At 34.4% G+C, this 19599-nt stretch carries 20 protein-coding genes and 2 tRNA genes; 12 read left to right on the top strand and 10 right to left on the bottom strand.

Features of this window, described 5'->3' with window-relative positions; translation table 11 throughout:
- Positions 1-359: 359 nt before the first annotated feature.
- The 3 genes from AAGE00_RS07810 to ruvA form a co-directional block, all read right to left on the bottom strand.
- The gene (locus AAGE00_RS07810) at positions 360-1580 is read right to left on the bottom strand and encodes a hypothetical protein (RefSeq protein WP_213863844.1); all 1221 of its coding nucleotides are present in this window, start codon (positions 1578-1580) and stop codon (positions 360-362) included.
- 268 nt (positions 1581-1848) lie between these two features.
- Positions 1849-2838, bottom strand: coding sequence for a Holliday junction branch migration DNA helicase RuvB (gene ruvB / locus AAGE00_RS07805; RefSeq protein ID WP_007302374.1), 990 nt, complete (start codon positions 2836-2838; stop codon positions 1849-1851).
- On the bottom strand, positions 2835-3407 hold the full coding sequence (ruvA, locus tag AAGE00_RS07800; RefSeq protein ID WP_007302375.1) for a Holliday junction branch migration protein RuvA: 573 nt from the start codon (positions 3405-3407) through the stop codon (positions 2835-2837). The genes ruvB and ruvA overlap by 4 nt, the downstream gene beginning before the upstream one ends.
- A gap of 299 nt (positions 3408-3706) precedes the next feature.
- Between ruvA and AAGE00_RS07795 the strand changes: the two genes are divergently transcribed.
- Complete coding sequence (locus tag AAGE00_RS07795; protein ID WP_007302376.1) at positions 3707-4231, top strand: c-type cytochrome; 525 nt, start codon at positions 3707-3709, stop codon at positions 4229-4231.
- Between the two features lies 1 nt (position 4232).
- On the top strand, positions 4233-4988 hold the full coding sequence (locus AAGE00_RS07790; RefSeq protein WP_213863845.1) for an alpha/beta hydrolase: 756 nt from the start codon (positions 4233-4235) through the stop codon (positions 4986-4988).
- A 42-nt stretch (positions 4989-5030) separates the two neighbouring features.
- Here AAGE00_RS07790 and AAGE00_RS07785 read toward each other — a convergent pair whose 3' ends face one another.
- Positions 5031-6944 carry an ATP-dependent helicase gene (locus AAGE00_RS07785; protein WP_007302378.1) on the bottom strand — a complete coding sequence of 638 codons (1914 nt, stop codon included), beginning with the start codon at positions 6942-6944 and terminating at the stop codon, positions 5031-5033.
- 113 nt (positions 6945-7057) lie between these two features.
- The gene (locus AAGE00_RS07780; RefSeq protein WP_213863846.1) at positions 7058-7483 is read right to left on the bottom strand and encodes a hypothetical protein; all 426 of its coding nucleotides are present in this window, start codon (positions 7481-7483) and stop codon (positions 7058-7060) included.
- A gap of 186 nt (positions 7484-7669) precedes the next feature.
- Between AAGE00_RS07780 and AAGE00_RS07775 the strand changes: the two genes are divergently transcribed.
- From AAGE00_RS07775 to ccmE, 8 genes are read left to right on the top strand one after another with little or no spacing between them, the layout of a single operon-like run.
- Complete coding sequence (locus AAGE00_RS07775; protein WP_006279581.1) at positions 7670-8257, top strand: NADH-quinone oxidoreductase subunit J; 588 nt, start codon at positions 7670-7672, stop codon at positions 8255-8257.
- On the top strand, positions 8248-8556 hold the full coding sequence (gene nuoK, locus AAGE00_RS07770; protein ID WP_006012916.1) for an NADH-quinone oxidoreductase subunit NuoK: 309 nt from the start codon (positions 8248-8250) through the stop codon (positions 8554-8556). The genes AAGE00_RS07775 and nuoK overlap by 10 nt, the downstream gene beginning before the upstream one ends.
- Entirely contained in the window at positions 8553-10409 is a 1857-nt protein-coding gene (gene nuoL, locus AAGE00_RS07765) for an NADH-quinone oxidoreductase subunit L (protein ID WP_341815253.1), read from the top strand. The genes nuoK and nuoL overlap by 4 nt, the downstream gene beginning before the upstream one ends.
- A 3-nt stretch (positions 10410-10412) precedes the next feature.
- The gene (locus tag AAGE00_RS07760; protein ID WP_012481967.1) at positions 10413-11855 is read left to right on the top strand and encodes a NuoM family protein; all 1443 of its coding nucleotides are present in this window, start codon (positions 10413-10415) and stop codon (positions 11853-11855) included.
- Complete coding sequence (locus AAGE00_RS07755) at positions 11852-13237, top strand: NADH-quinone oxidoreductase subunit N (RefSeq protein WP_341815252.1); 1386 nt, start codon at positions 11852-11854, stop codon at positions 13235-13237. Before AAGE00_RS07760 ends, AAGE00_RS07755 begins: the two co-directional genes overlap by 4 nt.
- Before the next feature lie 4 nt (positions 13238-13241).
- Entirely contained in the window at positions 13242-14078 is an 837-nt protein-coding gene (locus tag AAGE00_RS07750; protein ID WP_007302384.1) for a biotin--[acetyl-CoA-carboxylase] ligase, read from the top strand.
- Positions 14075-14212: a hypothetical protein gene (locus tag AAGE00_RS07745; protein WP_007302385.1), complete on the top strand. Its 138-nt coding sequence runs from the start codon at positions 14075-14077 to the stop codon at positions 14210-14212. Before AAGE00_RS07750 ends, AAGE00_RS07745 begins: the two co-directional genes overlap by 4 nt.
- Positions 14196-14588, top strand: a complete 393-nt coding sequence (ccmE, locus tag AAGE00_RS07740; protein WP_012481969.1) for a cytochrome c maturation protein CcmE — start codon at positions 14196-14198, stop codon at positions 14586-14588. The genes AAGE00_RS07745 and ccmE overlap by 17 nt, the downstream gene beginning before the upstream one ends.
- Positions 14589-14663: 75 nt before the next feature.
- On the opposite strand, the gene AAGE00_RS07735 is transcribed toward ccmE, so the two are convergent.
- From AAGE00_RS07735 to AAGE00_RS07720, 4 genes are all read right to left on the bottom strand, one after another.
- Positions 14664-15131 (bottom strand): hypothetical protein, encoded by a 468-nt coding sequence (locus tag AAGE00_RS07735; RefSeq protein WP_213863848.1) that lies wholly within the window; start codon positions 15129-15131, stop codon positions 14664-14666.
- 95 nt (positions 15132-15226) lie between these two features.
- Positions 15227-15580: a hypothetical protein gene (locus AAGE00_RS07730; protein WP_213863849.1), complete on the bottom strand. Its 354-nt coding sequence runs from the start codon at positions 15578-15580 to the stop codon at positions 15227-15229.
- Positions 15581-15661: 81 nt separating this feature from the next.
- Positions 15662-17128: an MgtE intracellular N domain protein gene (locus AAGE00_RS07725; RefSeq protein ID WP_213863850.1), complete on the bottom strand. Its 1467-nt coding sequence runs from the start codon at positions 17126-17128 to the stop codon at positions 15662-15664.
- A 200-nt stretch (positions 17129-17328) separates the two neighbouring features.
- Positions 17329-17404: transfer RNA gene (locus AAGE00_RS07720), tRNA-Ala, on the bottom strand.
- 300 nt (positions 17405-17704) lie between these two features.
- Here AAGE00_RS07720 and AAGE00_RS07715 point away from each other — a divergent pair.
- Positions 17705-17777: transfer RNA gene (locus tag AAGE00_RS07715), tRNA-Lys, on the top strand.
- 17 nt (positions 17778-17794) lie between these two features.
- Complete coding sequence (nuoF, locus tag AAGE00_RS07710) at positions 17795-19048, top strand: NADH-quinone oxidoreductase subunit NuoF (RefSeq protein ID WP_007302390.1); 1254 nt, start codon at positions 17795-17797, stop codon at positions 19046-19048.
- Positions 19049-19070: 22 nt separating this feature from the next.
- On the opposite strand, the gene infC is transcribed toward nuoF, so the two are convergent.
- Positions 19071-19589 (bottom strand): translation initiation factor IF-3, encoded by a 519-nt coding sequence (gene infC, locus AAGE00_RS07705; RefSeq protein WP_007302391.1) that lies wholly within the window; start codon positions 19587-19589, stop codon positions 19071-19073.
- Between the last annotated feature and the right edge of the window lie 10 nt (positions 19590-19599).

Raw genomic sequence — 19599 nt, 5'->3', positions numbered from 1 at the left:
GGATCCCAGTGTCAGCTACTTGGATGACAAGAGAGGAGGTAATGGGATGACATCAAAGGAGGCACTGGAATGAAAATGAAGGGCTACCTGAATGACAGACCGGTTTTCATTCAAATTTTATTCAAGACAATGTCATTCCAGCGCGTAACGCTGGAATCCAGAAGAAAAATGGATCCTAAACTGGAATGACAGCTCTTTTAACTAAGTTCTCTGGATCCCAGACTGGGATGACATCAAAGGGGCTACTGAAATGACAAGAGAGAGAGCTACTTAGATGACATTCCGCCATGTCATTCCAGCACTTGATGCTGGAATCCAGATAAAAAACCAGTCTGGAATGAAAAAAAGAGAGAGAACCTTTACACACCTCTCTCTTTGACTGAAGAAGCGTGGTTTTCAACTCTTACACCATCAGTTAATCCTCCTGGCAGTTCCACAGCAGCATTAGCAGCTTTTTGCTGACTCTTAGCAGAAGGCTCTTTTATTCGTTTCGTCCCATAAGTATCCCTCTCTTTGTTATTTCTTCTAATTCTCCTGTGTTCCTTTTGCTGTGGAGCAGGTGGACAGACAGCTAATTTTGGTTTTTCAGTTTTCTCTTCTTTTGCTTCTTTCTTTTCTTTATTCATTTTTTCCAGTTTTTGTACTTCACTATTTTTGTGACTTATAACAGGTTTAGGTAGAGTGTCTACTAATTTTTCTATAGGCTTTGGTAAAATAGCACGTTCTTGCTTGTCTAGAACAATTGGCATTGGAACTTGAGATGAAAAATTAAATAGGGAAATTGGTATGATTTCATTCACTTTTGTTTCTATTTCTTGACGAACTTCTTTTGATTCTGTTTTTTCTGCTTTTTTGTCTCTTTTTTCCTCAGTTACATCTTGCTCTACTACTGCTGCTAAATCAACTGCAAAAATTTCTGCAAACATTGCAATGACTGAGCCCACGAGAAAAGTTTGAAGCTTCAATTTTAAATTTTGCAACGCTTGCAAACGTTCGAGTATTGCTATTTCTTCTTCAGGAGATAACTCACCGCTGAGTAATTTCTCCTGCAATTCTTTTATCTCTTTGTCTAGCCTTTTATCCCAACTTAAATCTAAATCTTTTTTGAAGATCTTTTTAACTAATTCCTTAAGCTTATCACGCAAAAACTTAATTATCGAAAGAAGCAGATTTTTCTCTTTCTTCTCCTTGAGCATTTTGTAGACTTTCGGATCTACATTTACTTCAAAAAGATTAAAGAGGGATTCAAAGAAATTTGCGAATACCCCTTGATTATCATCAGTAAAGTAATCCTCATTATCTTGTATATGTAGCTCTACTTGAGATAATGTTTCATCAATGCAACTCGCAGCCTGACGCTCAAGCTCTATTCTCTTGAGCTCAGCTTTCCTAGCAAGCTCCTCCATGAATCCTTTTAATTCATTGAGCTTCTGCTCTGCAGAGAGATCTTGCTCTCTGATTCGATTAATGTAGATTGAGCTACCGTCCTCTTCGTTGTTATTGATTAAAAAATTTTTCATTGCTTTTTCTCCATTAATTGAATTACTGTTTCTATAATTGTTTAGAAGGCTTTTTACCATTTTATCTTAAGTCTATAAAATACAATAACTCAATCTTACAATATGAAGTATTTAATAAGTATTAATCTTAAAAAATATCAATAAATTATTGATATTTTTACATTCATACTATATACAGCCTAGCATATATTACGTAATTTTTCAAGAACATATTCACTATAACAGAAGACTTTCTTATTTGCCTCTAAAACACCTGCAAATCATATAATAAAAGAATATTATAATGTTTAATGTAATACTATACAATGTTATAAAATATAGTATAATACTAGCATACCACTGAATTAATGCTGAGATATTCCCTTGCTTGATCAGTTAAAACACGTCCTCTTGGTGTGCGCTTTACAAAACTGACCTTGATTAAATAAGGTTCTACTGTTTCTTCAATATTGCCAACATCTTCAGATAGTGCAATAGATATGGTGTCAATTCCAACAGGTCCTGAGGTGTTAAACAAAAATCTCAGATAATCCATATCTAATTTATTTAGTCCCATTTTATCTATACCCAATTTTGATAGTGCAGAACCGGCAATTTCACAGGTAATTTTTTTATCATCTTTTACTTCAACAAAATCTCTTATTCTTCTGAGTAATCTCAAAGCAATTCTTGGAGTACCACGGGCGCGGCAGGCAATTTCCTGCACAGCATCCTTTTCGATTTCAGCACAAAGAACTCTTGCACCTCTTTTTATAATATCAACCAGTTCCTCAAAAGAATAAAACTCAAGATGCAGGGGAATACCAAAACGATCCCTCAGCGGTGCAGAAAGCAGTCCAAGCCGTGTTGTTGCCCCAATCAGTGTAAATGGTGGTAAATCTATTCTTAAAGTTCTGGTAGATGGGCCCTCACCTACTAGTATATCTAGGCAAAAATCTTCCATAGCAGTATATAAAACTTCCTCAATGCTACGATTTAATCTATGAATCTCATCGATAAATAGAACATCTTTTGCATTTAAAGTAGTGAGCACTGCAGCTAAGTCCCCAGCTTTACTAAGCAATGGACCAGAAGTTGCACGAAAGCTAACCCTTAACTCCTTAGAGACAATTTGTGCTAAAGTTGTTTTACCAAGCCCTGGAGGACCATAGAGCAATACGTGATCCAAAGCTTCAGCTCTCGTCTGTGCAGCATTTATAAACACTTTTAAATTTTGTATTAAGTCTTTTTGCCCGACAAAATCATCAAGTTGCTCAGGCCGGATATTTAAATTACGTACATCTTCAGAGTATTCCTTACTACATGATATTGACTTCATATTGTTTTAAGCGCCATACGAATAATATCTTTAGTGTCCAAGTTTGGTGATTCATCTTCTATTTTTTTTATTGTATCATAAGCTTTTGTTCTTTCATATCCAAGATTGATCAAAGCTGAAAGAGCATCTTCACTAATTGAGTGAAAATGATTGTTATTTATCTCTAATTTACTTACTTTGCCATTCAGCTCAGTAATAATTCGATTTATGAGTTTCAGGCCAAGTCCACTCACCTTAAGTGCTAGTTTATCCTCATTTATAATTGCCAAAAACAGTTGCTCTGGAGTTAATTTGCTCAAAATTGACATTGCGGTTTTATAGCTGACACCGCTCACTTTAACTAATAAACGCAGACACTGCTGTTCTTCTTTACTTATAAAGCCATATAGCTGAGTAACGTTTTCTCTGCTATTTGCATAAGTGTCGATAAGTAATTTTACTCTACTTCCAATCGAACAAGCACTTAAAGTTTTGGCTGAAAGATATACTATGTAGCCAACATCATTCACATTCAGGATTATGTGATCGCTACACACCTCATCAACTATTCCTCTTAGATTTCCTATCATTTCTAGTACTTTATAAAATTCAGTTTAAATGCTCCTGAATCTTAGGTCAAGCAAACGAACATTATAGAAGTAGTTCCAGTTTCAATCATTGCAGACAAGTTTGCAGGAAATCTATTTTAATATGTTATTCCAGATCATTATGTAATTGAACCACAAGTTACTCCGATAGAAATAGAATTGCAGTCTCCTAACTTAGCTAAGTAATAGAAATTTCTATCTTTGGTGAAATAAAGGTAATTGTTTACTGTTTGCGAAAATATTTGCATAATTTAAGTAACATTACTTGATAAGAATTAACTATGGAGCTTAATAAGATTGCAGCATCGATTTTACTTTCTGGATTAATAATTATGATAGTTAGTAATGTAGTTGATATGCTCTACAACCCAGAGGATTATAAAATTGAACACCAAACAATAGTAGCAGCCAGCAATGAGCCTCAACAAAAGATTGAACAAGTGGCACTTGATATTGGAGAGCTCATGCAGAATGCTAGCTTTGAAAAAGGCAAGTCAGCAGCAAAAAAATGTATAGCTTGTCATAGTTTTGAGAAAGGTGGAATGAATAAAGTGGGGCCAAACTTATGGAACGTGGTTGGAAATAAAAAGGCCCATCTTGGCAGCTCATTCAATTACTCAAAAGCACTACTTGAAAAAGGTGGGAAATGGGAGTATGAGGAGTTATTTGCTTTTTTAAAAAATCCAAAAGCCTACATAAAAGGTACACGTATGGCATTTGCAGGCATTTCCAATCCACAAGAGATTGCAGATCTAGTCAGCTATTTGCGTTCGATGAGCGATAGTCCGGTTGCCTTGCCAAAGTAGTATGAATTATTGTAAATTACTCGATGGAAGTAATGGCCATATAGCATATCGAAAGCTACAAGGAAAGAAGGCTTCTATAGTTTTTTTTAGTGGTTTTGCATCCAATATGGATGGAACTAAAGCAACTGCCGTTTACAAATTTTGCCAAGAAAATGATATAGCACTTGTGCTCTTTGATTATTTTGGCCATGGTAATTCAAGCGGTGATTTTGCTGATTATACAATAAGTGATTGGCAAAAAAATTGTGCTAAAGTGATAAGTGAATTAACTAGCAATAAACAAATAATTATAGGTTCAAGTATGGGAGGATGGCTGATGCTGCTCACTGCTCTTCAATTTCCAGAAAAAATTGCAGCATTAATCGGCATATCGTCTGCTCCTGATTTTACTGAAGATTTGATATTCAAGCAATTGTCAGGCAAGCAAAAAGAAGAACTAGGTTCTAAAGGTGTAATAGATTTTACTTCGGAGCATTGTGCATACAAAATAACTAAAAATCTGATCGAAGACGGTAGAAAGAACCTTCTTTTAAACAGAGAAGCAATAGATATAAACTGTCCTGTGCGCTTATTGCATAGCATTAATGATAAAGATGTTCCTTATCAAACTTCATTGAATTTAGCTGAAAAAATTAAGTCAACAGACGTTGAAATACACTTAATAAAATCAGCAGAACACAACATGTCTGATAATCATTCACTGAAAATTTTATTTAAGACCATCAGAGAATTTTTGCCAGGAGAAATATATAATTGAAGTAATTCAGATGTGTTTGTCGTAAGAGCTGCAGTTATAGCTTCAACAGTAGGCACTATTCTTGATCACCTCAACATTTTCTCTTGGCAATTCTTTAATAAATCGAGAAGTGCTCATTGGTTGCCACTGATTATTAATTTCCCTCCTATCTGCACATGAAATGATCAACCTTTCTTTTGCTCTAGTTATGCCAACATATGCAAGTCTTCTCTCTTCTTCCAAAGCTTTACCACTTTTATCTTCAAAAGATCTTTGATGAGGAAATAATCCTTCTTCCCAACCAGGTAAAAACACGCACGGGAATTCAAGCCCTTTAGCCGCATGAAGAGTCATAACATATACAGTGTCATCGCTATTCATATTATCCACTTCCATCACCAAACTAATATGCTCCAAGAAGGTTATAGTGCTGTCAAAATTCTTCAAAGATGAAATGAGCTCTTTAACATTTTCTATTCGCGCTAAACCCGTCACTCCTTCATTCTCAAGCATTTCCATATATCCTGATTGATTTGCTACGATTTTAACAAATTCATGCAGTGGTTTTACGCTTACTATTTCTTCCCAAGCTTTAATTTTATTTAAAAAATCATTTAGTGAGAGTTTAATTCTTTCGGTTACTTGATCACTATTAACCAATATTTTTGCTGCCTCAAAAAAAGAAATTTTGTTATCCTGAGCAGTCGTGTATATTTTCTTTAGAGTTGTAGCTCCTATGCTTCTTTTTGGACGATTTACGATCCTTTCAAAAGCGAGATCATCATTATTATTTGTAACAAGCCTCAAATATGCAATTATATCCCTTACTTCTTGACGTTCGTAGAATTTTACGCCACTTATAATCTTATAGGGAATTGAATATTTTATAAAATACTCTTCGAGAACTCTAGTTTGAAAAGTAGCCCTGACGAGCACTGCAATATCACTAAATCTGTATTTATTGAGTTTTAATATCTGTTCGCTTATGAACCTTGCTTCAGCCTTTCCGTCCCACAATTTGATTAGATTTACCTTTTCGCCTTCAATGTTTGTTGTCCACAATTTTTTTTCTAAGCGAGTCTTATTGTGATTGATCACATATGATGCAGTTGCAATTATGTGGGATGTTGACCTGTAGTTACACTCCAGTTTAACGGTTTTTGCATTTTTAAAATCATCGGAAAATTTCAAAATATTTTCAACTTCTGCACCACGCCAACTGTATATCGACTGGTCATCATCTCCTACACAGCAAATATTTGAATGCTCTTTTGCAAGGTATTTTAGCCAAAGATATTGTATTGCATTTGTATCTTGATACTCATCTACCATGACATACTTAAACTTGTTTTGGTAGTAGGACAGAACCTCGGTCTTTTTATTAAAAAGTTGTATGTTATATAACAATAAGTCACCAAAATCAACAGAGTTAAGGAATTTTAACCTTTCCTGATACTGGTAATAGACTTTAAGTGCAGTTACGTAAACTGGCCTAAATGATTGAACATCTTCCACTTCAGACGGCAATAAGCACTTCTCTTTCCATTGCTGAATAATATTCATAATGGTCTTATATTTTTCTGATAGGTAATCAGGATTTATTTCATTGATAATATTTTTTATTACCTGTAATTGGTCATCCACACCAATGATTGTAAAATTGGGGTTTAAGCCCACAATTTCTGCGTGCATGCGCAAAATTTTTGCTGCAATTGCATGGAAAGTGCCAAGCCATGGTATGTTTGTGCCCGTTAGCTCAAGTACCCTTGATACCATCTCATTTGCTGCTTTATTTGTAAATGTAACTGCTAATATCTCATCAGAATAAGCGTGACCGTTTCTAATTATGTGTGCTATTCTTGAAGTAATCGTTCTTGTTTTTCCGGTTCCGGCTCCTGCCAGTATCAAAACTGGCCCATTTATGTTAGTTACAGCTAATTGCTGTTCTGGATTTAACAGTGAGAGATAATCGTTCATTGAAGCTCTATAGATTATAACTTTATAAAGTTAAACCTATGATCCAAATATTGTAAAGGTCTTATTGAACATAACATTCAACTCATTCAAGTACTAGATATTTAAGCGTAGATCTATCTTGTTGGGGTAGCTTCAAGTGTATGGTAAGTAACAACAACTTGATTTGAGATATTGGCATCAAAACTTCTGCTTGTTTGATGAATAGGTGGAGTTTGAAATGGCTTAGGCTTACGATTCAGTTCCTTCATCTTTATTTCCTCAGCTTTAATAGGAAGTTTTTCTGGAACATAGAAGTTATGAATTTCAGCTCGTTCAGTGAAATTTTCATATGTTGCTTTCAACCAAGCTCCAATATCATATATAAAACCATATGCTTTTTCTTTAAATTCTATCAATGATCTACTGAAACTTGCTAATGTGTTATTAAAGTAAATTGTCATATAGTCTCTTGTGGTGTATTGATAACCTTCTCCATTTAATCTGCTATTTTGTGCGTTAGAACTATTGTTGCTTTTGAAGTAACCAAATATGTTGTACATTTTGAGCTACCGCTGACTATTAATATACATACATTATATATTAATAAATCAAGATTGTCAAGAGTGTTTATTGCATTACTGAGGAGTTGAAGCTTGTAGTACGATATTTTCAAATCTTTAATATAGTATTGACTTTACAGCAACAATTACCTTAAGTTAGTAACTATTGTTGCAGTTAAAGTATCGATGCCTTTTTTCTTTTATTTTTTTGCAATTCTCAGCATTTTATCTGCTGTATGCGTAATTAGTGTAAGAAATCCTGTGCATGCAGTATTATTTTTAATTTTCACCTTCGTTAACTCTGCAGTTCTTTTCATTCTCCTTGGAGCTGAGTTCATTGCTATGATGGTGATGATAGTATACATCGGTGCGGTTGCGGTGTTGTTCCTCTTTGTAGTTATGATGCTCGATATTGACTACATAAGGTTGCGCCAGGGTTTTGCAAAGCATTGCACTCTTGGTGCTATGTTGTGTGTTGTGTTTTTTCTAGTCATCAGCTTTGTAATCCGCAGCTCAGCACCGAATATAAGCAATGTTATAAACTATAATACCAATAATGTGAAAGCTATTGGTAATTTGCTGTATACCGACTACATGTACGCTTTTCATCTTTCTGGTATTCTGCTGCTTGTTGCAATTGTCGGTGCAATTGCTCTTACTTTGCAGGACAAGAAAAAAGGAGTTAAAAAACAGAATGTATTAAAGCAATTGACACAATCTTCATCTGTAAAATTGATTAAGGCTAAATTTGGAAAAGGAGTAGAATGGAAATAGGATTAAATCACTTTTTGATAGTTGCTGCTGTTTTGTTCACTATTGGAGTGTGCGGTATTTTCATCAACCGTAAGAGCATAATCAATATATTGTTATCAATAGAAATATTATTGCTGGCAATTAATATCAACTTAGTTGCTTTTTCTGCCTTTATGAATGATATAGTTGGGCAAATTTTTGTGATGTTTGTGTTGACTGTTGCGGCAGCAGAGTCAGGAGTTGGGCTTGCAATATTGGTTGTATATTATAGAAGCCGTGGCAATATAGACGTTGAACAAGCAAATTTAATGAAAGAATGATGGATATACTGAAATTAATAGTATTTTTGCCACTCTTTGGTTCACTGTTTGCAGCACTTTTTAGAAGAGATGTTTTTAGTCAGTTAGTTACAACGGCAGGGATTGGAATATCTGCAGTTTTATCTTGGTATGTTTTTCTCACCTTCTCTGAAAATTATCACTTGAGTTTATTTCCTTTATTTTCATTAAGTGTATTAAAAGTAAATTGGGCAATTAGTGTGGATGCTCTCTCATCCTTAATGCTTATTGTTATTACCACCGTTTCACTGGTAGTACATCTCTACTCTATCGGTTATATGGAGCATGATAAGGGGAAGTCGAGGTTTTTTTCTTACCTATCGCTATTTACGTTTTGCATGATTGTGCTGGTTGTAAGCGATAATTTCGTGCAGCTTTTTTTTGGCTGGGAAGGGGTTGGCCTATGTTCTTATTTACTCATAGGATTTTGGTTCCAAAAATATTCTGCAAATAATGCAGCAATTAAAGCATTTGTTGTGAATAGGGTAGGAGACTTTGCACTATTGATTGGAACCTTTCTTATTTATTATACATTTCACTCTTTGAATTTTACTGAAGTTTTTGACACAACTGATCTTCTTGGCACGCAGAACATTAGGGCATTCTGCTGTGAATTCAAAGTAACTCATATAATATGCATATTACTTTTTATTGGCTGTATGGGTAAATCTGCACAGCTTGGTTTACATGTTTGGTTGCCAGATGCAATGGAAGGGCCAACCCCTGTTTCTGCACTCATTCACGCAGCAACGATGGTAACAGCAGGTATATTTTTAGTAGCAAAATGTTCTCCATTATTTGAGCTATCAAATGTGGCACGAGAATTAATAGTTATTGTTGGGGCACTTACTGCTTTCTTTGCAGCTACGGTTGCGATTACTCAGAACGATATAAAAAAAATAATTGCTTATTCAACCTGCAGTCAACTTGGTTATATGTTCATGGCATGTGGGCTTTCTGCTTACAATGTTGCTATTTTTCATTTAATGACACACGCTTTTTTTAAAGCTCTACTATTTCTTGGTGCTGGCAATGTGATTCATGCAATGCATCATGAGCAAAACATTCAGAAAATGGGAAATTGCTGGAAGAAAATCCCTTGCACTTATACTCTCATGTGGATTGGATCTCTTGCGCTTTCTGGAATATTTCCATTTGCAGGTTTTTACTCAAAGGATTTGATAATTGAACATGCTTATAGCACGGATAGCTTTGCTTTTGTAATAAGCTTAGTTGTTGCATTCTTCACAGCGTTTTACTCTTGGAGGTTATTGCTTCTTGTGTTCCACAGCCAAAAACAAAGTAAAATTAATATACATGAGGCACCAAAGATTATGCTTATACCATTACTGATACTCGCTTTTGGATCAGTATTTTCTGGAATATGGGGAGCAAATATTTTGAACATAACTAGTAATGCGTTTTGGAAATCAAGTTTAGTGATGATTGATGAGCATGGAGTTCATAATTTCTTTATAAAACTACTGCCAACCTTAGCAAGCCTAAGTGGAATAGCACTTGCGTGCCTAATTTACCAATATCAAGTAATTAGGCAAATTAAGAGTAAATTTTTACTTAAGTTTTTGCAGAATAAATGGTACTTTGATGAGGTGTATGAGTTTGTTATAATTGCACCGATAAGGTTTATATCTAGGCTTCTATGGAAGTTTGATGTTAAGGCTATTGATTCATTTGGACCAAATGGTGTTGTAAGGTTGGTTAATGAATGTTCAAAAAGTTCTATAAAGTTACAAACTGGTTATATATTTGATTATGCATTTATTATGTTTGTTACTTTAATAATCGGTGCTTTATATATTATTGGAATTAAATAGAAGGTGTTGTTACTTAGTATATTCTTGCTTCCACTGATAGGAGCGTTGATTTTATCCTCGATCAGGATTAATCATCAATCTATACACCTAAAATTCCTTGCCCTATTTTTTGCTATACTTCCATTTTTGCTTAGCATTGTAGCTTGTATAGAATTTGATTATAACAATGCGGACTTTCAGTTTGTCAGCTATCCAATCAAGAATGTAGGAATAGGGATAGATGGTATATCGTTGCTTTTCCTTCTGCTTACAACTTTCTTGTTTGTAATTTGTATACTCTATAACTGCAAAATGAGTTATACGACCCTAAAAGCCTATATGGCATTATTTCTACTGCTTGAGAGTTTTGTAGTCGGTTTTTTCGTTTCACTGAATGCTATAAGCTTTTATGTGTTTTTTGAAGCTGTTTTAATACCAATGTTCTTTATTATTGGCATTTGGGGAGGGAAGCAAAGGATATATGCGACGTTTAAGTTATTTCTTTATACATTAACTGGCTCATTATTATTTCTGCTTGGATTGGTGTATATCTATAGTACTTTTGGGACGTTTAATATACAAAAATTAGCTACATTAGTGCCAAGCCTTGATCTTGAAGTGCAGTCATTGCTGTGGATTACATTTTTTATTTCTTTTGCAATAAAAGTACCTATGTTTCCATTTCACACTTGGCTTCCTGATGCGCATGTGCAATCACCAACTTCTGGATCTGTGATTTTAGCTGGCTTGCTTATTAAAATGGGGGGATATGGATTTTTAAGGTTTTCTATTCCAATGCTTCCTCAGGCAAGTTTGTATTTTTCAAATTTCGTTGTTGTGCTGAGCATTATTGCGGTGATATATGCTTCTCTAGTTGCGTTTGCTCAAGATGATATAAAGAAGTTAATAGCTTATTCTTCAATAGCACATATGGGGATCGTTACTGCTGGCCTCTTTTCATTTTGTGAGGAAGGAGTACTGGGTAGCATATTTCAAATGATTAGTCATGGCCTTATTTCTGCTGCTTTATTTTTATGTGTTGGAATGCTATATACTCGAACTGGAACTTTGGAGATTGCAAAATATTTTGGCATAGTAAACACAATGCCAAAATTTGGTTTTATGTTCATTTTATTTTCAATGGCTTCAATAGGGCTACCTGGAACATCTGGGTTCGCAGGTGAGTTTTTGGCTATGGTTGGGATGTTTAAGAGCATAGGGTTTTTTACAGGATTTATCGCACTTGGCACTATTTTAAGCGCAGTTTATATGCTGAATTTATGTAAGCAAATAATATGGGGGGTTAGCTATTCTAAATTATTAAATAACCGTTTGGATAGCATAGAATTTTCTGTCTTAATTCTGCTTGCAGTGTTTGTTATTTTGCTTGGATTTTACCCAACCCTTGCACTGAATTATTTGAAGCCATGTATGGCAAATTTGTTAGTCAAATATAATGCGCTATGAATTATATACAGATATTGCCGGAAATGTTCTCTATTATCTCCTCGTTAGTGTTGCTACTGCTTGGGATTATATTTAACCGCAGAACTATCAACTTATTAGCACTTGGCTGCACAGTGGTAACTTTAATTATTTTAATTCTTTCGGCAGAAAACAATGAAATTTTTCTCTTTAATTCGTTGTTAAAACTCAATTTATACATCAGGTCAGCCCAAGGGTTAATTCTCAGCACAGGAATTTTAATACTTTTGATGCTGAATTTATCAAAATATGACTATAAATATGAATTTTCAATACTGATTCTTTTTGCACTGTTTGGCATGATAACTTTGGTTTCAGCAAATAGTCTGATCTCTTTTTATTTAGCTTTTGAGTTGATGAGTATATCTTTGTATGTTCTTGCGAGCTTTAATAAAGATTCGATTTATTCATGTGAAGCGGGAGTGAAATATTTTACACTCAGTGCACTATCTTCCTGCATTATGCTATATGGAATGTCGCTGCTTTATGGATATACAGGACAAGTCAATTTCTCTGAGCTCGGTTCATTCTTGCAAAACCATCAGATAACTTATGGAATAGTCTTTGGGTTAGTCTTTGTTCTAATTGGTTTGTGTTTCAAGCTTGCTATTGTTCCTTTTCATATGTGGGCTCCAGATGTTTATCAAGGTGCACCTACCATAGTAACTGCGTTTTTTTCTACGGCCCCAAAAGCTGCACTTGTAACATTTTTAATTCGATTGATGAATGAAGAGTTAGTAAATGTAAAAAGTTATGTTCAGCCTATTTTCTTATACGTTTCAGCATTGTCTGTGCTTATCTCAGCTTTTGGGGCTTTGCGTCAGCAAAACTTAAAAAGGCTGCTTGCTTACAGTTCAATTGGTCACATTGGTTTTATATTTGCTTCACTTTCTATTTTTACACAAGCAGGAACAGATAGTGCCTTAATGTATCTGGTGATATATATCATCACAAGCATAGGGCTATTCTCATATCTCGTACAAATTGACGATGATGATTGTGATATTGCAAATTTATCTGGTATAGGAAAAAAGCAACCAATTTTAGCATTCCATCTTTCTATACTATTACTCTCGATGTCGGGAATGCCTCCACTTGCAGGTTTTATCGCTAAATTTTTTATATTCAAAAGTTTAATAAATTCTGGCTTTATCAGCCTGTCTTTGATCCTTGTAATATCGAGTGTGATATCATGCTACTATTATTTAAATATCATGAAAGTTATGTATTTTGATAAAGCTAGTGGTAATAAGGTTGCTTATTCTAAGAGTCTATTCATTATCACTTCAGTGGCTTCACTGATCAATCTCGTTCTTTTCTTGTATGTAGAAGATCTTGACTCACTCATTAAACTAAAGGGCTGACAAGGTGATCCTTGAAGGTTTTCGTATTTATCATTACAAAGAAGTTCCAAGTACTAATAAAGAAGCATTGGGTTTAATTGAGAAAGGGATATCAAATGAAACTGTCATTATTGCTGATAAACAAACAGAAGGCAGGGGACGCACTGGAAAAAGCTGGATTTCTCCAGAGGGTAATCTCTATGCGAGTTTGATAATTAACCAAGAAAAGGATGTCAGCAAATTGACAGAATTGACTTTTGTGACTGCTCTTGCTGTTGGAAATACTTTATTATCGTTAAATTTCTTGAATAATCAAACCCACTGCGGTGTCATTCCAGTGCGTGACACTGGAATCCATACTTTTTCTTCTGGATCCCAGTGTCAAAGCACTGGGATGACAAGAGATCAATTCATAAACGATCTCAATCTTCAACATAAATGGCCAAATGACATTCTAATCGATGGCAAGAAAATAAGCGGAATATTGGTTGAAAAAAAATCCAATTCAAATTGGCTCATTATAGGAATTGGAATTAATGTCAATCATGCGCCACTTCCAGGCACAACGTGCATTAGCAATTACGGTGAATCTGTGTCTAACATGGATCTGTTAAAGGAATTAATAATAAATTTTAATAAGCTAAGAAAGCAATGGCTATTTGATGGGTTTTATGCTATAAGAGAAATGTGGTTAAAAAAAGCATTCAAAATGAATGAGCAAATCAGTGTAAAGTTAGCTGACAAATTGTATGAAGGAATTTTTGCTGATATAGATAAAAGTGGTAAATTGGTGTTGCAGCAAAAGGATGGAAGCTTAATTTATTTTGATGCAGGTGAGTTATTTATTGGCAGTGCATTATGAATACATATGTAATTTTTGCTTACCTTATTAGTTTCATACTGATTGGTGGAAATTTGATTTTTACCGTTTCTTGCTATACTAAAAGTAAAAAAATTCTAGAAAGCCTGAAAGATAATAATGAAGAAGAAACATAAGCGATTACTTATAACTTCAGGAATTTTCTGCTTTTTAAGTTGTGCAGTTTTTTTTATTTTAACAACGCTCAAAGAAAATATCTCATTTTTCTATACAGTAAGTGAGGCAATAGTTTTACCAAATAATCAAAAGCCAATCCGTGTTGGTGGAATGATTGTTGAAAATAGCGTGATACGGAGCGAAAGCGAAGTAATTTTTCAGATGACAGATTTTAATAAGAGCGTTATGGTGAAATATCAGGGAATACTTCCACCAATGTTTTCAGAAAAAAGTGGTGTTGTTGTACAAGGTAAAATGTTTGATAATGGTACCTTTCTTGCAGATACGGTGTTTGCAAAACATGATGAGAACTATAAGCCGAAAGTCCTAAAATAGATTTCCTAATTCAGTTGTATTGAAATGGTATGTGAAAGAAAGCAACAGCCTGCTAGCAAGCTGTTACTTTCCTAACTACCACAATATATCAGAGTGAGTTGGTGCTTCCCATTCTACGTCATTATGGTCAATTATTGCTGCTTTTAATCCTTCAACTTCGCCCCTTAGGTGATCAAGTTCTTCTGCCCATGTTCTATAGTTTTGATTATTATCAATAAATCCATCCTGCTGAATTAACTTATTCAAATGAGATAAACCTTCGGCCAAGTGTTGGTTCATATCAATAAACTCTCCTCTAAGTTGTGCTATGTTCTCCATAATTGAGACACGCAAGCCCGAAACAAACTTCTCGTTTAAATCGCAGACTAACTTATCCATAACTTGATAGACGTAATGAATTGTTGCAATTTTATCTTCAATGTCCTCAAAGTTTGTGGGCTTAACTTCAACTTCTATATTGTCTATTTCTTTAAAGTTGAAATCGCTCATTTGGTTTATTACTTCAAAGTTATTTTCGCTTTCTTGTTTACTGTTGTTACTCATGTTAGCTCCATAAAATTTTAAAATCAACTCAGTTACACTGAAATAGCATGTAAAAAGAGTAACAGCCTGCTAGCAAGCTGTTACTTTCCTAACTACTAGAGTATATCAGGATGGGTTGGTGCTTCCTCAGGTAATATACTATCTAATTTAGCTGTTAAATCTGCTAGATCTTTTTGTAATCCTTTACTTGTGTCGCCTATAATATCTTGCAAACTTACGACTTTATCTTGCTCTTGTTTTAACATAATATTTAACTTATTAATAAATTTTTCATTAATATTATTAGCTAATTCATCAAATGCTTTTTTAACAGTATCACCACTAACCGCTTTTTTTAAGTCCTGTATATTCTTACCAGTACCTGTCTTAAGTGTAACAAGACCAAGAGCGCTTATAAGTTGTTCTTCATTATTAGCACTTTGTAAAAGGTTTTGTGAGTTCTTACTCATATAAATTACCTCCATAAATTATTAAAGTTTAAATTATTTTTTAGTTTCACATGCACACTGTTAATTTATCAATATCCAAGTTCACAATAAATTATCTATTATTGCAAACTCAGTATTCATATCTTGAAAAACGTAAGTTGATGGATGTGCATCATTCCAATTTGCTTCACTCTCCTCAGGAATCATTCGGTCAACCTTATCCAGAAGCTCTTTCATTTTTTCATTTTGCTCGTTAAATTTCTCTTTCAATGCATCAATGATAGCATTGGACTGACCTTTACTGCCAAGATCACCAATCACAGATATGACTTTCTCGTGAGGCAATTTGTGAATAATATCTTTCAGCTCTCCTGCACCTAAATTATCCAAAAGTTCTTTAAACTGCTCATTAGACATATTGCGAGCAAAAGCTTGAAGTTTGTCTGGGTTGTCAGCTAAAGACTTAATGATAATCTGAATCTTATTAGAATCAGTTAAATCTCGAGCTACTATTGCAAGTTTATCGTGGTCTAGTTTATTAATTAAATTATGTAACCTATCTCCTTCTAAAGTGTGTACTAGGGCTGGAAGTTGCTCAGACCACAATTCCTTGGAAAGAATGGTCAAATGGTGCTCATCTAAATCTTTTGCTAATTCTACAAGCTGATAATCGTCTATATTATTGATAAGTGCCTTGAACTGATCGACTTTTAAATGAGGTAAAATTTCTCTTACTTGCTCTGGATTTAATTCTCTCACTAGGGCTCCAAGCTGATCATCATTTAAAATAGGAATAATTATTTGTAATTTTTCTGGATTTAGTTCATAAGCAAGAATATGTAATTGGTGATTGGTTAAATGACTCACCAAAGTTTTCCATTGATTATCTGTTAAGTGCTTTACTAAGTTCTCTATTTGGACTTCACTAAGAGTATGGGTAAGAGTTTCTAACTGATCTTCTGTTAGTCCCCCAACAAAAATTTTAGCAAACACCTTTGATAGTATTATATTCTCTGGTATTTTAGATAATATATTTTTTACTGTTTCTTCACTGACGTCCAGCCCAATATATTGTAATGCCTGATTGTCAGGTGAATTAACAATATTTCCTTGATAATCTGAGAAATAATATTTATAAGTATCAGACAATTCTTCCTGTGTTACATAAATGTACTTAGATCTCTCAGATTTAATATCATTACGCAAAGTACCAGAACAACCTTCTTCGCAGTCTACAGAGTACGATTTCATTGATAGCTTGACTAACATATCATTATAATATACAAATGCACAACTGTTTTTTGTATAACATGGTTTATCTCTAGAAAAACTACCTTTCAAAGTATTTCCCTCTTCGTTTCTTATGCAATAAAAGGTATCTCCAAGGATGTTATTGCCGCATAATCTTATTGGTAATTCTATCGTTTCATCTTCTTTTCCCAGTTGCACAAGCTTAACTTTTTTAACCGATTGAAAAAGAGAAAATTCAGGCCAATAGACGTTGTTACCAAATCCTTTTGATAATTCCTCTCCGGGTACCATCTTAAAAACGCGTTTCTTGCTACTCATAAGTATTTCCTAATCAACTTAATTATAGCTATTCTAACATTTATTGATTAATTTATTGTTAAGTTAGTATATATCAGAATTATAATAACACACATTACTTGCATAAAGAAAAGTTATAGAAAGAGGGATTTTTTAGGAAACTAGTATAAAACACTCCTAGATTAAAATAAGCTGACTTTATGATACGCTAGAACCTATATTGGTGGAGGCAAGCGGGATCGAACCGCTGACCTTCTGCGTGCAAAACAGATGCTCTACCAGCTGAGCTATGCCCCCAATTCTTGCTTAAAGCATAAATCACTCACGCTGAAATGCAAGAAATATTTATTTGTGAGGCTATTGCTAAATAGTGCACAAATTCTGCATTTATGTATAATTCTCTATCTTTTTAGAGTTGTACGTCAGCTTTACCAAAATGAATCTTTGAATTAACAAGAAGTTTTCCTTCAAAAATTTTTAATTAAATTATCACTAATGCAGTACATTATGTAATTTATTTAACCACACATGAAAATTTTAGTTTGATTAAAACGGATAAAAACTATATTACTGTTTAGTGTAGCTGAAAAATAAAATGATCCCGTAGCTCAGCCGGTAGAGCAACTGACTTTTAATCAGTGGGTCACGCGTTCGAATCGCGTCGGGATCACTTAGAATCTTAAAAGCATGCTAAAAGAACAGGATAAAATATTCATAAACTTAAATGGTAAAGAAACACCACTACTTGAAGGTGCAAAAAAACGTGGTAGTTGGCAAAAAACAAAGGAATTACTGGATTTAGGATCAGAAAAAATCATTGATGAAGTAAAGAAATCTGGCTTGAGAGGTCGAGGGGGTGCAGGATTTTCTACTGGCCTTAAGTGGAGCTTTATGCCTAAAAATCCTTTAAAAGCGTATTTAGTAGTCAATGCAGATGAGTCAGAACCTGGTACGTGTAAAGATAGAGATATATTACGATATGAGCCACATAAGTTACTTGAGGGAATTCTTCTAGCTGGCAGAGCGATCAGCGCATCAGTTGCATATATTTATATCAGGGGTGAATTTTATAATGAATATTTAGTTCTAAAAAAGGCACTTGAGGAAGCCTATAAAGAAAACTTAATTGGAAAAAATGCCTGCAAATCAGGTTATGATCTTGATGTGTTTATCCATAGGGGTGCAGGAGCTTACATATGTGGGGAAGAAACAGCTCAACTCGAATCCATTGAAGGAAAAAAGGGCTTTCCTCGCATGAAACCTCCATTTCCTGCAGGTGTTGGACTTTTTGGTTGTCCAACTACAATAAACAATGTTGAAACTATAGCCATGGTTCCAGATATTCTAAATCGCGGAGGAGAGTGGTTTGCATCTCTTGGTAAACCAAATAATACTGGCACTAAGGTCTTTTGCATTTCAGGGCATGTAAATAATCCATGTAATGTTGAAGAAGAGCTCGGAATTTCACTGCGTGAATTAATTGAAAAATACGCAGGTGGAGTGAGAGGAGGTTGGGATAATTTACTTGCTGTAATACCTGGTGGGTCTTCAGTCCCACTAATTCCAAAATCTATATGTGATACTATTGAAATGGATTTTGATTCATTAAGGGCTGCACAATCAGGGCTTGGTACTGCTGCTGTAATAGTGATGGATAAATCAACTGACATAATAGCTGCAATAGAAAGATTATCACATTTCTATATGCATGAGTCCTGCGGACAATGTACACCATGCCGTGAAGGCACTGGATGGATGTGGAGGATTATGAGAAGAATGGTAGCAGGAAATATTAAACCTGGTGAAGTAGATAAGCTACTTGACCTTACAACTCAAATAGAAGGGCATACAATTTGTGCACTTGGCGATGCTGCAGCTTGGCCAGTTCAAGGATTAATCAGACATTTTCGTCATATAATTGAAGAGAGGATAGTAACTTAACTTATACTTTTAAATGATTTTACTACTTAGCAGCTAAAGTTAAAGAATATTGATTTCCTTCCCTTTTAGGTGCTAATTCTACTTTTGCAATATCTTCAGCGTCTCTAATTAGCCGTTCTAATTTTTTCAGTCCAACTTCAGTGTTTACAAGCTCTCTCCCTCTAAATCTCATTGTGACTTTAATTCTATGTCCATGCACAAGAAAATCCCTTGCTTGACGCAATTTTGTTTCGTAGTCGTGATCACCAATATTAGGACCCAGTTTAATTTCTTTTATAGTTAATGTTTTTTGTTTCTTTTTTGCTTCACTTGCCTTCTTTTTTATATCATACTTTTGTTTGCTATAGTCCAGAATTTTACATACTGGAGGAGTTGAATCAGGTGCGATTTCTACCAAGTCTAAATTAACACTTTGTGCAACTTCCAAAGCTTTTTCTATTGGAACAATTCCGACCATTTCACCACTATGATCAACTAAGCGTACCTCCTTAGCTGTGATGAGTTCATTAATTCTGTTTTTATTGTTCTTTTTGACTTGCAAATTTTAGCTC

Origin of the sequence: Wolbachia endosymbiont (group B) of Aricia artaxerxes, assembly GCF_964026975.1 — a bacterium.
Classification (GTDB): Bacteria; Pseudomonadota; Alphaproteobacteria; order Rickettsiales; family Anaplasmataceae; genus Wolbachia.
The sequence above is the reverse complement of the archived record's forward strand: the minus strand, read 5'-3'. Positions and strand labels throughout refer to the sequence as shown.